General features: G+C 44.6%; 12 protein-coding genes and 1 pseudogene. 12 read left to right on the top strand and 1 reads right to left on the bottom strand.

The window, feature by feature from the left end; translation table 11 throughout:
• The 3 genes from CRO25_RS13900 to CRO25_RS13910 are packed head-to-tail and all read left to right on the top strand — an operon-like array spanning position 1 to position 3,867.
• Positions 1-885 carry a carbohydrate ABC transporter permease gene (locus tag CRO25_RS13900; protein WP_079695360.1) on the top strand — a complete coding sequence of 295 codons (885 nt, stop codon included), beginning with the start codon at positions 1-3 and terminating at the stop codon, positions 883-885.
• Positions 886-926: 41 nt separating this feature from the next.
• Entirely contained in the window at positions 927-2,552 is a 1,626-nt protein-coding gene (locus CRO25_RS13905) for an ABC transporter substrate-binding protein (RefSeq protein WP_079695361.1), read from the top strand.
• Positions 2,553-2,595: 43 nt separating this feature from the next.
• On the top strand, positions 2,596-3,867 hold the full coding sequence (locus CRO25_RS13910) for a Gfo/Idh/MocA family protein (protein ID WP_079695362.1): 1,272 nt from the start codon (positions 2,596-2,598) through the stop codon (positions 3,865-3,867).
• 86 nt (positions 3,868-3,953) lie between these two features.
• Here the strand turns inward: CRO25_RS13910 and CRO25_RS13915 are convergent.
• Positions 3,954-4,130, bottom strand: a pseudogene (locus CRO25_RS13915) (transposase); the annotation flags it as partial.
• Positions 4,131-4,187: 57 nt separating this feature from the next.
• On the opposite strand from CRO25_RS13915, the gene CRO25_RS13920 reads away from it, so the two are divergent.
• The 9 genes from CRO25_RS13920 to CRO25_RS13960 all read left to right on the top strand — a co-directional run bounded on the left by CRO25_RS13920 (position 4,188) and on the right by CRO25_RS13960 (position 13,970).
• On the top strand, positions 4,188-5,312 hold the full coding sequence (locus tag CRO25_RS13920; protein WP_079695364.1) for a GntR family transcriptional regulator: 1,125 nt from the start codon (positions 4,188-4,190) through the stop codon (positions 5,310-5,312).
• A gap of 427 nt (positions 5,313-5,739) precedes the next feature.
• Positions 5,740-7,041 (top strand): ABC transporter substrate-binding protein, encoded by a 1,302-nt coding sequence (locus tag CRO25_RS13925; RefSeq protein WP_079695365.1) that lies wholly within the window; start codon positions 5,740-5,742, stop codon positions 7,039-7,041.
• 78 nt (positions 7,042-7,119) lie between these two features.
• Positions 7,120-8,055 carry a carbohydrate ABC transporter permease gene (locus CRO25_RS13930; RefSeq protein ID WP_079695366.1) on the top strand — a complete coding sequence of 312 codons (936 nt, stop codon included), beginning with the start codon at positions 7,120-7,122 and terminating at the stop codon, positions 8,053-8,055.
• Positions 8,056-8,072: 17 nt separating this feature from the next.
• Positions 8,073-8,909: a carbohydrate ABC transporter permease gene (locus CRO25_RS13935; protein ID WP_063564008.1), complete on the top strand. Its 837-nt coding sequence runs from the start codon at positions 8,073-8,075 to the stop codon at positions 8,907-8,909.
• Positions 8,910-9,250: 341 nt separating this feature from the next.
• The gene (locus CRO25_RS13940) at positions 9,251-9,835 is read left to right on the top strand and encodes a chloramphenicol phosphotransferase CPT family protein (protein WP_079695367.1); all 585 of its coding nucleotides are present in this window, start codon (positions 9,251-9,253) and stop codon (positions 9,833-9,835) included.
• A gap of 130 nt (positions 9,836-9,965) precedes the next feature.
• Positions 9,966-10,244, top strand: coding sequence for a hypothetical protein (locus CRO25_RS13945; protein WP_079695368.1), 279 nt, complete (start codon positions 9,966-9,968; stop codon positions 10,242-10,244).
• Positions 10,245-10,380: 136 nt separating this feature from the next.
• Positions 10,381-11,421, top strand: a complete 1,041-nt coding sequence (locus CRO25_RS13950) for an ABC transporter substrate-binding protein (protein ID WP_079695369.1) — start codon at positions 10,381-10,383, stop codon at positions 11,419-11,421.
• Between the two features lies 1 nt (position 11,422).
• Positions 11,423-12,199 (top strand): IucA/IucC family C-terminal-domain containing protein, encoded by a 777-nt coding sequence (locus CRO25_RS13955; protein ID WP_079695370.1) that lies wholly within the window; start codon positions 11,423-11,425, stop codon positions 12,197-12,199.
• 46 nt (positions 12,200-12,245) lie between these two features.
• Positions 12,246-13,970 (top strand): helix-turn-helix domain-containing protein, encoded by a 1,725-nt coding sequence (locus tag CRO25_RS13960; RefSeq protein ID WP_079695371.1) that lies wholly within the window; start codon positions 12,246-12,248, stop codon positions 13,968-13,970.
• Positions 13,971-14,309: the final 339 nt, after the last annotated feature.

The following is a 14,309-nucleotide window of genomic DNA, read 5'->3' on the forward strand; positions in this document are numbered from 1 at the left end:
ATGCTTGTTGAATCTAGAGGAGATCGTATTTTTAATATAATTAACCATTTTTTGTTAATTATAATTACGCTCATTGTTATCTACCCGCTTGTTTTTGTGTTAAGTGCTTCGTTCAGCGATCCGCAGGCCGTCCTGCGTGGTGAAATGTTCCTATGGCCTAAGGGGATCAATTTCCATTCTTACGAGAAGATTTTTCAGAACAAAGATATCCTCAGAGGTTATACCAATACACTGATTTATACGTCAGTAGGGACGCTGATTAATCTCGTCATGACGATTCTGGCTGCATATCCGCTATCTCGAAAGGATTTTATAGGCCGCAATGCCATCATGGCCCTGTTTGTTTTCACGATGTTCTTCAGTGGCGGATTAATTCCAACCTATATGCTAATCAAAAACCTTGGCATGTTAAACACGTTGTGGGTCATGATCATTCCAAATGCCGTTTCGATCTGGAACATCATCATTATGCGGACATTCTTCCAGCAATCGATTCCAAATGAGTTGCATGAGGCGGCGACGATTGATGGCTGCTCTAATATTCAAACGTTAACCCGGATTATCCTGCCATTATCCATGCCCATAATAGCGGTGACGATTCTGTTCTATGCTGTTGGGCACTGGAACGCCTTCTTTAACGCAATGTTGTATCTGTCAGACAAGGACAAGTTTCCACTTCAACTCATTTTGCGGGAAATTCTGATTCAAGGGCAGACGAACGATATGGTCAAAATGTCAACCGAGTCTGCGATTAAGCAGCAAAGGGAAGTGGAAGGCATCAAATATGCTGTACTCGTCGTTGCCAATATACCGGTGCTCCTGCTTTATCCTTTCCTGCAAAGATATTTTGTTAAAGGCGTAATGATTGGTGCCATTAAAGGATGATTCCTTGTATGGATAACGATGGGACAAAGGGAGGAATAAGAATGACACTCAAAAAGTGGGGGAGTATCGCTCTGGTTTGTATCATGTCCGTTTCGATGCTGGCCGGGTGCAATTCTAAGGATGCTGATTCGGGAAGTAGCAAGGATAAAGGAGCTGCCAATGGCAACGTCAATGCGAGCGGATTTCCGATCGTAAATGACACCATTACAGTAAGCGGATTTGCCGGAAAGTTTTTTGCCAATGCAGACTGGAACGATCTCAGACTCTGGAAAGAGTATGAGAAGATGTCCAATGTTCATATCCAGTGGGATACGGTGCAGAAGGATAATTTGAAGGAAAAACGCAATCTCCTGCTGGCAGGCGGCGCTTACCCGGAGCTGTTCTACGCCTCGGCGTTTTCCAGATCGGATCTGCTGAAATACGGCAAGCAAGGTGCATTCATTCCTCTGAATGATCTGATCGACCAATACGCGCCTAACTTTAAGGCACTAATGAAGAAGTATCCAGTTATTGGCAAAGGGATTACGATGCCGGATGGTAACATATATGGGTTGCCAACCTTGTATGATCCGGAATTCAAGTCGGTTCTGTACGGGACACCTTGGGTGAAGCAAGAGTGGCTTGATAAATTAGGTATGCAGGAACCGCAGACATTAGATGACTTCTATACTATGTTGAAAGCTTTTAAAGAAAAGGACCCGAACGGCAACGGGCAGAAGGACGAGATAGCCTGGGGCGGTGTGGGAACGGCTGGTGTGGTGAACTACCTGAGAGGTTCATTTGGGTTGAATAATCATGGAACCTCCAACATTAACATTGATACAGATCCTCAGACGGATAAAGTACGCTTTATTCCAACCGATCCCCAGTACAAGGAGCTGCTACAATTCGTGAATAAGCTCTACAAGGACGGATTGCTCGAGCAGGATATTGTATCTGTTAAGAGTACGGAAGTGGATGCTAAAGGTATGGAGGGCCTGATCGGTGTCGTGGATAATGTCGATCCGGTTGCGATATACAATCAGCAAGGTTATGTTGGCATGCCAGTACTGAAGGGTCCTCATGGCGATCAGAAATACAATGCCTATGGTTCTCCACTCGGTAATATCGGGATGTTCGTATTGACAGATAAAGCCCAAAACCCAGAGGCCATGATCCGCTGGATGGATTATTTCTATAGCGATGAGGGCATCAAAACGTTCTTCATGGGCTGGAAAGATGAGACGTATAAAGAAGACGCAGACGGGAACGTAGACTATGTCGATAATATCAAAAACAACCCGGATGGCCTTAATCTAGACCAGGCGGTAGGTCAATACCTGATTTGGCCGGGTGGATATTACCCTGGTTTTGTGAAGCAGAAATACTTCAAGGGTGCTGAAGGTCTGCCAACTTCGGTTGATAATGCGAAAAAAGCAGAGCCTCACATCTTACCACAAGATCAAATATGGCCTCCATTTAATTTCACACAGGAAGAGCAGCGGGATCTGACCACTTTCCAGACGGATATTGAAACGTATGTAGATGAAATGCGTGATAAATTCATTACTGGAAATGAATCCTTTGACAATTGGGATCAATATGTGGCAGCTCTCCAAAAGATGGGCGTAGAACGATATGTAGCGATCTATCAATCAGCAGCAGACCGTTATACTCAAGCGGATTAGAAGGTTCATCCGTAGATTTCAGATCATAAAGGAGTGAACAAATATGAGTCAATTGAAAGCAGTCCTGATTGGAGCAGGTGCGAGGGGAGCGGGTGGCTATGCACCCTATGCACTTGATTATCCGCATGAGCTTACCTTCATTGCGGTTGCCGAAGCCGATCCAGTGAGAAGAGCAAGATTTGCTGAGAAGCACGGGATTCTGCCGGAACACTGTTATGAGACTTGGGAGCCCCTGTTGGCTGAACCTAAGCTGGCTGATATTGCGGTTATTTGTACACAGGACAGAATGCATTATGGCCCAACCATGCAGGCTTTAGATAAGAAGTATCATGTTATGCTGGAGAAGCCGATGTCTCCTGATCCGAAGGAATGTCTTGAGATGGAACAAGCGGCCAGAGATAATGACCGGCTGCTGACGATCTGCCATGTGCTGCGGTACACACCGTTCTGGAATACAATCAAGAAGGTGATACAAGAAGGACGTATCGGAGAAATTGTCTCCATTCAGTTGAATGAGAATGTGGGTTACTGGCATATTGCCCACAGCTTCGTGCGAGGAAATTGGAACAATTCCAACACATCCAGCCCGATGATCCTGTCCAAGTCATGCCATGATATGGACGTATTATCCTGGCTCGTGGATCAACCTTGCCTGAAGGTCAGTTCGTTCGGATCTCTTAAACATTTTCATGAAGGCAATGCACCGGAAGGTTCCGCTGACAGATGCTTGGATTGTGCCGTAGAACCAACCTGCGCGTATTCTGCACCAAGATTTTATTTGAGTGACCAGTTCAGGGGTTGGGCAGGACATTTTACACAGGAGCTGACAAAGCCGAATATCATACAGGGCTTGCGTGATACCGATTACGGCCGGTGTGTATACCGGAGTGACAATAATGTGGTAGATCATCAGGTTGTGAATATGGAATTTGAAGGTGGAGCTACGGCCATGTTCAGTATGTGCGGCTTTACATTTGAGCAGGAACGTAGAATCCAGATCATGGGGACGAAAGGAGAACTTCGTGGTGAGGAAGATCAAATTACGGTGTACGACTTTTTGACACATCAAAAAACAGAAATCACAATCCCTTCTCAAACCAGTGGCCATGGTGGGGGAGACAGCGGCATTGTGAGGAATTTTCTGAATGAGGTGCGTCACTATAACGGCCAGGAAAGCCTGACCTCGGCTGCAGCTTCCGTCCGGAGTCATCTGATCGCATTCGCAGCTGAAAAATCACGGCTGAACGGGGGCGAGTCTATCGATCTGAATGAATATGCCCGTCAGCTTATGGTCAAGGAAGAGCTATCTAAATAATCAGCAGTGTATCGATAAGCTGCCCCTCAAGGTATGAATATATTTTGAGGGACGGCTTTTTTTTGTTTGTTTGGGGTTGGAGAGTTTTCTTCACGGACCTTCAATACCATCGTATCCACTAAGATAAACGGGAATCGGCTGTCGACTAAAGACTGTTTATTCCATGACCCTACCATGGGGTCTAACTGTAAGCAGAGGTCTGACACAATAGACTTTGAAAACGCCATGCCACAGAATTCGTCGGTAATCTGAGTAACTTTGCGAATTACTTCTTGTGTAATATACTTAGTATATTAATATTATGATGTCAGGGTGGTTTTGTGGAATTGCATTTATACGAGCAGATATATGTCTATATTGTACAAGAGATTAAAGAAGGTCGATTAAAAGAAGGAGACCGAGTCTCTTCTGAAAAAGAGTTGGCTGAAAAATTTGGCGTCAGTCGTATTACATCTAAAAAGGCTCTGGAGAAATTGGCAGATTCTAGGGTTATTAATCGAATACAAGGAAAAGGTTCATATGTGGCCGATGGTATAATTGGAGGACAAGAACCGAAGCAATACTCAGAGGTAAAAACGACCTTGGTGCCTGAGGATGATAAGCGGTTGATCGGTTTTATTATACCGAATTTTTCTGACGAGTTTGGCTTACAACTTCTTAGATCGATGGAAAAGCGGAGTGCTGAGCATAATTATCAACTCATTATTAAACGAACTTGCGGGGATCGGGATGAGGAAAAACGCGCGATCGACTTATTTATTGGTTTGGGCATCAAAGGATTAATCGTGACCCCCATTCATGGTCAACACTATAATTCGGAGCTGCTTCGACTTGTATTAGATCGGTTTCCAATCGTTTTGGTCGATAGATATCTAAAAGGAATTCCGGTTTGTTCGGTATACACAGACAATAAGAAAGCAGCCATGGATCTTACGCGGCATCTGATTAGCAAAGGTCATAAAAAAATTGCCTTTTTATCTCCGCCGGAAGAGAACACTTCAACATTGGAGGAAAGGCTGCTCGGATATACGTTTGCCTTCACCCAAGAAGGAATGAACTTGAACAAAGATTATGTATTGACGAACTTGAAGGGCACCCTTCCCATGAACATAAACGGGACAGCGATTGATAGTGATAAAGAAACAGTAAAGCATTTTTTAAAACAACACCCTGATGTAAAGGCGTTTGTCGCGTCGGAATTTCTAATAGCTACCATGCTGGCTCAAGTCATCCACTCCATGGGGAAATCTTTGGAGGAATTCGAGATTGTTTGTTTCGACTCCCTGAACGATCACTTGGGTCAACCCATCTTCACACATATTAAGCAGGATGAGAATCAGATGGGTGAATTGGCAGTGGATATGCTAATCTCTCAGTTGCATGGAACAGCAGTTCCCGAGCTGAACATCATTGAACATCGTATGGTCGTGAAAAATAACAGGTAGGGTTAATACAAGCGCAGCTCAACAAAAGCAAGCATATTGTTCAAGGTGTCGAGAAGTCCCCGGGGGCTTATCGGCACCTTTTTTGATATCAGAAATAAACTTCGAAGCATGGACCTTCCTTACCTGGGAGATTAACGAACCTTGAAACGTCGATTTATATATCTAATTATAACCATACGTCATGAATATTTATGTCGTAATATTGCAATTGACATGCTTCGTGATGTCATATTAATATACTGAGTATAATTAGTATAGCCAGTAGGATTCTTATAACAAATTCACTTTGTTCATCATTTTCTGATTTTAATAGTTCATATCACCAGTCTTGTTAGCGCTTACATAAAATGTGGATTGATCAGAAAATGGAGTGGATTCTATAGGAATTCAAGTTAAACTAATTAATTTAACTTAAGGGGGACTTTGAATGAGGAGATCCAAAAAATTCGCATTTCCAATTCTTGTTTACTTTCTGGCTATGTCACTACTTGTAACCGCTTGCTCAACGAAGGGAGACTCAAGCGATCAGGCCGGAGAGGGGAATACAACGGTAACGATGTGGCATGGTCTTACCTCCATTGATTTAGATAATTTGAATAAAGTCGTGAAGGCATTTGAAGAGAAAAATCCTACCATCAAAATGAAATTGGTTTATACAGAATCCAGCGAGGGATCCGATCAGAAGCTGCTGACTGCAGTCGCAGGCGGCAATCCTCCTGACGTTGCACTTTTCGACCGTTTTAAGGTCGGTACTTGGGCTGCGCAAGATTCTCTGACTGACTTATCCTCGATGGCAGCAGAATCTGGAATTCGTAAGGAAATGTATTATCCATTTGCTTGGGAGGAGTCCAGTTATCAAGGAAAGCTTTATGCAATGCCGATGGATACGGACTCTCGCCTGCTATTTTACAATAAGGATCATTTCAAAGAAGTAGGGCTGGATCCCAACAAACCACCACAAACGATCGCCGAGCTTGAAGCTGCCGCCGAAAAGTTAACCATCAAGGAAGGTAAACGTTTCAAACGGATCGGGTTCATCCCATGGTATTCACAGGGCTGGTTGTATACTTGGGGATGGGCATTTGGAGGAGAATTCCAGGACGCTGCCACCGGCAAAATTACCGCAAATGATCCTAAAGTCGTTGAAGCGCTACAATGGATGGCCGACTTCGGCAAAAAATACAATGTCGAGGATATTGCCGGATTCACAAGCGCAGCTGGCACGGAGGAAATGGATCCGTTCATTTCCGGTCAAGTCAGCATGAAGATAAGTGGAAACTTTACGGTGAAGGGTATCGAAAAATTTAAGCCGGATTTAAATTACGGTGTTGCACCAATACCGACCCCAACAGGTACTAATTTTACGACATGGTCGGGAGGCGGGTCCGCTATTATCCCTAAAGGCGCCAAGAACGTTGCTGCTGCTTGGAAATTCCTCGAATTCTTAGGGAAAGAAGAGGGGCAAACGTTATTAAACGCTGACTCTCAAATTTCCGTTATCGATTCGGTTAATGACAAATACGGTTACAAGGACGATCCGATTATGAAGGAATTTATTAATATTTTGCCCAATTCACACAACCGCCCGGTTATTCCTGAAGGACAGCTGTTGTGGAATGAGTTAGCTTCCGCTACGGAAAAGGCTACCCGCGGTAACGGTACTCCGAAAGAGAACCTGGATAGAGTAACAGAGACTATTAATAAGGCTTTAGAAAAATACGACAAATAGGGTGCTCGGTAGGCAGGGAGCGAAGCGAACCTCTCTCTCCTTGCCTATTAATGAATGACTTTTGGAAGGAGAATGCACATGGCGAAACTGGCCGATTCAGTTCAAGTAAACGCAATTCCATCGGCAAGGAAACGAGCACTCCACAGAACTAACGTGATTGGGTGGCTGTTTGCTTCACCTTGGGCTATAGGGCTGCTATGCTTTTATGCAATTCCGATGCTAATGTCCATCTACTTCAGCTTCACTACTTACAGCATTCTGCAGCCTGGTGAATTTGTCGGAATGAGTAATTATATAGATCTATATCATGATCCTTTGTTTTGGAAATCCATATACAACACGCTTTATTTCACGGTATTTTTTGTTCCATTAAGTATATTTTTCGGTGTGGCACTCGCTATGATGTTGAATATGAAGGTCAAGGGAATGGCTATATTCAGAACGATCTTTTTCTTGCCTACACTTGTTCCACAAGTGGCATTGGCTGTTCTGTGGATGTGGTTGTTACATCCAAACTTCGGATTGGTGAACGGGATGTTAGCGAATATCGGTATCGATGGGCCTTCTTGGCTTGGTGGTGAATCGTGGTCCAAGCCTTCGCTCATCTTGATGTCGCTTTGGGGTATTGGGCAAGCCGTCGTCATCTACCTTGCTGGATTAGGAGATATCCCTGATGAGTACTATGAAGCAGCACAAATCGATGGAGCTAACTGGTTTCAGAAAACGAGAAAGGTAACCCTGCCTTTGCTCACTCCCGTTATTTTCTACAACCTTGTCATGGGAATGATCGGTGCATTCCAACAGTTTACTCTTCCCTATACGTTGACCAAAGGGCAAGGAACTCCTGCAAATTCCATGACTTTTTACGTCATGTATTTATATGAGAACGGATTCAGGTATTTCAAAATGGGTTATGCCTCCGCAATGGCCTGGATCTTATTTATTATCGTTATGGCATTAACCGGAATTATTTTTATTACATCTAAACGCTGGGTTCATTATCAAGGGAAATAAGGAGGAGGAAGTAAGGGATGAATCCTACCGCTATCAAAAGAATCAATCGTGCGTTAGCTTATTTATGTCTAATTGTTGCTTCTGCATTTTTCATTATTCCGTTCATTTGGCTGCTTTCGACTTCTCTTAAACCGCTCACACAAATCTTTACATTCCCACCAGAGTGGATTCCGCATCCAATTCTGTGGAGTAATTATTCCCGTGCCGTCGAGTATATCCCTTTCTGGACATATCTGAAAAACACGGCGATTATAACAATCGTTAGTACGCTTGGTGTGATCATATCCTGTCCCTTGGTTGCCTATAGTTTTGCCAAGTTAGAGTACCGTGGGAGAGGTATACTTTTCTTTGTTACCCTTGCTGTGATGATGATCCCCGGACAGGTGACGATGATTCCTCTATTCCTGCTGTTTACTAAATTAGGTTGGGTAGGAACATCTCTTCCACTGATTGTACCCCAATTTTTTGGAGTGCCCATTTACATTTTTCTACTGCGGCAGTTTTTCATGGGACTGCCTGATGCCCTGCGCGAAGCGGCCCGCTTAGACGGCGCTAGTGAGTTCCGCATATATTTACAGATCATGTTTCCACTAGCCAAATCCGCCGTTTTAGCCGTGGCATTGTTTCAATTTATGGGGAGCTGGACTGATTTCATGGGCCCCTTGCTCTATTTAACCAATGAACCATCTTACACGGTTTCGCTCGGATTGCAGCAATTTCAGAGTCAAAAGGGATCTGAATGGGGTCTATTAATGGCCGTATCCACCTTGATGACATTACCTATAATTGTTTTGTTCTTTTTTCTTCAAAAGACGTTTATTAGCGGCATTACATTTAGCGGTATAAAAGGTTGAACATCATAACGCTGGATAGGTCTGTTTGAAAAAAGTTAATAAGCAAAAAGGCAGCGATGTGTAATGCAGAAGCTGCCTTTTTGCGTACCAAAATAAGAAGATTCAGGAGATCCTCGGCCACTCAAGCCTTAAGACAACCTGTCGGAGATGGAGGATTAGTCCTCTCTTCGTCTAATAATATATATGGGACATTAAGCGAATTCGTATATTTGCTCCTACGCGGGAAATGGGGTAGAACACCATGGTAATAGCCCAATTAAGTGTACAGGTTAGCTCGAACTTAGCAAAACAACAATGTGATCTGAAAGGTAATGCCAATTTTAATGATAAGGGTGATTGATATGGAACGAGGACTCATTATATTTTTAAATGGTACGTCAAGTGCGGGAAAGACGAGCATCGCGATGGAATTGAAAAATCAGGGAGAGGTTCCGTTTCATCATCTGTCTGTAGATCAATTTGCCCAAAATTATGATCAGTTTATCGACAATACATACCCAGATATGAAACCAACTAGAGAAGTAGAGCACCATGTGATGACAGATATCCTGTTCGACCCCATCAATTCGTTGTACTATGCAACCATTAAACTGTTTTCGGAAATGGGTTTGAATGTCATCGTGGATACGGTCATCAGCAATGACAAGTGGTTTAATGGTTTTTATGATTTACTATCGGATTATCCGATATTGTTTGTAGGTGTACACTGCTCGAAAGAAGAACTCACCAGAAGAGAGCAGAGCAGGGGAGATCGTGCGATTGGACTCGCCCATTCCCAGTTCGACTACATATACTCCTATAATGAATATGATCTGGAAGTGAACACGGAAGAGCTTAGCTCAGCTGCATGTGCGGAAAAGATATTAAGTTATATGAATTCCGAGCAGGAATACGCGGCATTTAAGAAGTTAAGTAGAAGAGATTGAAGGAGATTAGTAAATTAAACGATTAAAGATTATCATTGGAAAAACAGAAAGCAACGGAAGGTTGTCTGATTCCCCATGGGAAGAAGGAGGGCCTTTCTTTTTTTTGCACAGTTGAAAAGGGGAGGACTTTATGAATGCAGAAGAACATATCCAGCACATGTTACAGGCAATCATTGAGAAAACACAATCCATCATCAACGACAGTCTTAAGCAATCTTTCGGCTCTTTAGAGTATTTCTTGGAGCATGTTCTAGTGTATCGAGATAAACAGCAATACATGTCTAACGAGTGGCATATCCGCACACCGCGCTGGCTAGGGGAGTATGGAAATACGCCGGAGGAAGAAGAGCTTCTTTCAGACATTTACCGACTGCAAGCGTATATCGCTGAGAAATTAAAGGGCGGATAAGCGGCTGGTGATGTCGCATTAGTCCGACTCAAATGTCGCAAAAGTACATGGTAACGCGATGCGGAGATCGTTTATACTCTCTTTATGTTTCGATAATGAAAATCATTATCAGTATTATACATAAGGGGGATTCATCATGAATCAAGGAACAAAGGGGCAGGCTGCCGGAAGCAAGGCCTATGCTGCTCGCAAATCACGATTATTCATGGGCTTGATGCTGGCCCTTATTCTTGTCCTGACGGCTTGCGGTGCCGGAACAGATACAGATAGCGGCAAACCGTCTGCGGCAACGCCAGCGGAGACACCTGCGAATGAAGGAACTCAGACGGACGGAGCTTTTCCCGTAACGATCAAACACATGAAGGGCGAGCTGACCCTAAATGAAAAACCAAAGAAAATTGCTGTGCTTGATGTCAAATTCCTGGATCAAATGTTAGCGGTTGGCGAGAAGCCGGCTGGCAGTGTTATCGCTGGAGGCAACACCGATTTTCCAGAATACTTAGGCGATCAGCCGAGTGATGTAAAGGTTCTGGGTACACGGGACGAGCCTAATCTGGAAGCAATTGTAGCACTAGATCCAGACCTGATTATCATGACGGACTTCCAGGAGAAGCAGTACGAGAGTGTAAGCAAAATTGCACCTACCCTGGTACTTGATTTTTACGAAGACTGGCGTGATACGTTAGCCACAGTTGCTAAGATTACAGACAAGCAGGACGAGGCCGAGAAAGTACGCACTGCATATGAGGACAAAGTCGCTGGATTGAAGGCGAAGTTGTCAGAGAAAATAGGAGATGAAACGGTAGCCCTTATTCGTCCGAGAAAAGAAGGCATCCGTGTTCATGGGATTGAGCATCGTACAGGTGTTATTCTGTATCAGGATCTGGGCTTGAATATGCCTGCACTGGTTGAGGGAATCAAGGATGATACTTCTGTTGAAATCTCAATGGAGAAGGTGCCTGAGATTGGCGCAGATCGTTATTTTGTACTGTCAGATGAGCTGTTTGCGGCAGAAGCTGAGGCTATGGTAAGTAATCCGGTGTGGAAGTCCCTTGATGCAGTGAAAAATAACCGCACGTATGACGTAAACTCAACACTTTGGATGGCATATTACGGACCGCTTGCGATTAATCTAATTGTAGATCAGGCATCGGAAGCTCTGCTCGGATCGAATTAATATGACCCATTATCTCTCGACAGACTCATGGAAAGAGACAGTGAAGGATCATTCGATTTTGCTTGGTGAGCCGCCTGAACATAGTGTCCGTACCATTGCTTTGAGTGAGTTGCATGACGAAGCAGCATGTCGGGAGTATATCAGCTGGTTTCAGGAGTATATCGATGCACCTGACATGAAGGTTGCCGCTTCCATGTTAGCCAAGCGAATTGGCTATCTGTGGACGGCTCCGCTGGTGACCGCGATGACTTTTCATCATCAGCATGTTTCGTTTCAGCTGGAGAACAGCTTTCTCTATCATCCGGCGCTCTCAGATCATGAAGGCGGCACACGATTTCCTTTTCTAGCGGTGAATGGACTTCAGGCTGAAGGACTAGCGGGAGACAGGGCAGTATGGCGGGAAAAGGTGGTCGAGGAGATGTTTGCAGTACAGCTTACACCGCTGTTAAAGACGCTTGCTGTGATTGCGCCTCTTTCCATGAGTATCCTTTGGGAGAATATCATGGTACGCATTGGCCGACTATACACAACGGATGAAAACGAGACGGAGCAGGAAAGAGAGCAAATTCAGGCAGACTTTGCCTATCTGACGCAGGTGGCATCCGGGCAGATTTTCGGCGTGAGAAAGAATCCGTTAACTCGCTTCACCGAATGCAAAGACAATGGGTACGTTGCCAAAAGCGAGCGGATCACCTGTTGTTTTTATTATCAGATGTCAGGGGAATATTGCAGAAAATGTCCGAAAATTGACAATGAGAATAAATCTCAATTAAAATGACAACAGCAACCATTTTACCTTTGCTATTTGTCAGGAGATGAGAGAAATGCCGCTGCAGGAACAGACAAGTGGTTGGAGTGATACGACGATCAAGATGCTTGACGGGTATAGCGGTACTTTGCAGACAGGCAGTGTTCTTAGCGAAACAGAATTAACTTCAAATGTGTTGCTGCTGGCATGCGGAGGGGAAGGGGAGCTTGCAATGAATGGTGATGTTTGCCACATTGGAGCTTCTTTTGCCTGTCATGTGGTGGAGGGCACATCCTTCACGCTGACCGCCAGATCAGACGAACTTTATTATATCGTGATCATGTACAAGGCTTCTTCCATGGAGGGAGCCTCTCATGTTATACCCTCGTATCGCAAACACCCACTGCAAACTTCGTTTATTCAGAATCCGGTGACCCAAGCGGAATGGATCGAGAATGCGGAAAAAATCGTTGCCAAATGGCGTCGTGGCGAAGGGCTGGAACGTTTTCATGCCAATGCGTTGCTCCAGGTGATGATCTACGAACTGATCATGGAGTATGAATGTGGTCAAGGCGGAGCAGAGTCCGACATGGTGGATGTTGTCGTTTCATATATATCATCGCATTATCGTCAGAATCTGGAGCTTAAAGAGCTGGCAGCCCTCGCTGGGTGCAGTGTAAGACAGTTGCAGCGACGATTCAAACAAGAGAAGCAGCTCGGACCGATGGAGTACGTCATCCAGCTACGCATGGAAAATGCTTCGCGGATGCTGCATCATACGGATGCTCCCATTGGGGAAATTGCTGACAAAATGGGCTACCGTGACATGTATTATTTCAGTAGGGCGTTTAAGAAATATTATGGCGTTCCTCCGCTGCGTTATCGGCTTGCTGCCGCTTCGGAAACAGATGCAAACTATGCTCATTCCTTGCTGCGGAATCGATTGGCTTCTTCGTACGAGTCGGGCCAAGGCCCGGTGATATGCCATATGCGAGGTGAATATCCTGTCACCAGTGCTCCACAGCGTATCGCCGTACTCGATGTGCAATATGCCGATCACCTGCTTGCGCTTGGGTTGCATCCAGCAGGAAGTGTAGGAGTGGGAAGTGCAGTGTTAACGTTCCCTCAATCGCTCCGGGCAGGACTTCAGCATACCGAATTGCTCGGAACGTATGAGTACCCCGATCTGCTTGCTGTGGAACGACTTTCTCCAGATCTGATTATTTGTACTGAGGTGCATGATCAGCACGTTGAACGGTTAAGCCGGATCGCTCCAGTTCTCATGTTTAAACGCAATGAGAGCTGGCAGACCATTCTGAGCCTGTTCGGTGAACTGACAGGCAAGCGAGCAGAGGCAAAGCGAATAATTGCGGATTATCATCGACGAACCGCATTGCTGTCAGAAGAACTTGCAACCGTCCTCGCAGGTAAGAGCGTAGCACTGATTCGTCCACTAGATTCTTTGGTTCGCGTACATTCTGCCTCGCATCGTACCGGTGCAGTGCTGTACCGTGACCTAGGTTTACCTGCTCCATCATTTGTGGCAGATACTTCCGACACAGCTTATCATATTTCAGTTGAAAGACTACCAGCTGTACATGCCAGCCACTATTTTTTGCTTAGCAATGAAATGATGCAAGAGGGAATAATATCCGCGACAGAGCAACGTGTCTGGGGGATGCTCGATGCGAGTGAGCGCCAGCACATACACTCGGTCGATGCCGCGACATGGATCGGCTGTTATGGACCAACAGGCATCAATGGCATTGTGGATCAGATTGAACAGGCGTTGTTGGCTTGAGGGGTTATGATTTTTTTGTTGTTTGTAAAGCGGCAAGGTAGCTCTTTGATACGGCTCATCGTAAATCATATTATAACTTATTGAAATTGCTTGCAGATTTAATATTGACGGTAATTGCAATTTAGTCTCACGTAATGTAAAATTACTTAACGGAAAAACATGGAAGGGGTGGGGGTATGAGGTGGAAACGGAAGACTTACATTCAGTCGACTTGCGTAATTTCATATTTCCATTCCATTAGGACACTAAAGCATTTATTGCTTTAGTGTTTTTATTTTATGGGGGTGTAATCATTGTCAAGGTACAAAAGGGTTCTCGTTAAGCTAAGTGGTGGAGCAG

The sequence above is a fragment of the Paenibacillus sp. RU5M genome, assembly GCF_900221055.1.
GTDB classification, from domain to species: Bacteria; Bacillota; Bacilli; order Paenibacillales; family Paenibacillaceae; genus Paenibacillus; species Paenibacillus marchantiae.

Coding starts and splice junctions, on each gene's coding strand:
- CRO25_RS13910 (WP_079695362.1), top strand. CDS start 2,596: ATGAGTCAATTGAAAGCAGTCCTGATTGGAGCAGGTGCGAGGGGAGCG.
- CRO25_RS13940 (WP_079695367.1), top strand. CDS start 9,251: ATGGAACGAGGACTCATTATATTTTTAAATGGTACGTCAAGTGCGGGA.
- CRO25_RS13925 (WP_079695365.1), top strand. CDS start 5,740: ATGAGGAGATCCAAAAAATTCGCATTTCCAATTCTTGTTTACTTTCTG.
- CRO25_RS13955 (WP_079695370.1), top strand. CDS start 11,423: ATGACCCATTATCTCTCGACAGACTCATGGAAAGAGACAGTGAAGGAT.
- CRO25_RS13905 (WP_079695361.1), top strand. CDS start 927: ATGACACTCAAAAAGTGGGGGAGTATCGCTCTGGTTTGTATCATGTCC.
- CRO25_RS13935 (WP_063564008.1), top strand. CDS start 8,073: ATGAATCCTACCGCTATCAAAAGAATCAATCGTGCGTTAGCTTATTTA.
- CRO25_RS13950 (WP_079695369.1), top strand. CDS start 10,381: ATGAATCAAGGAACAAAGGGGCAGGCTGCCGGAAGCAAGGCCTATGCT.
- CRO25_RS13960 (WP_079695371.1), top strand. CDS start 12,246: ATGCCGCTGCAGGAACAGACAAGTGGTTGGAGTGATACGACGATCAAG.
- CRO25_RS13945 (WP_079695368.1), top strand. CDS start 9,966: ATGAATGCAGAAGAACATATCCAGCACATGTTACAGGCAATCATTGAG.
- CRO25_RS13900 (WP_079695360.1), top strand. CDS start 1: ATGCTTGTTGAATCTAGAGGAGATCGTATTTTTAATATAATTAACCAT.
- CRO25_RS13930 (WP_079695366.1), top strand. CDS start 7,120: ATGGCGAAACTGGCCGATTCAGTTCAAGTAAACGCAATTCCATCGGCA.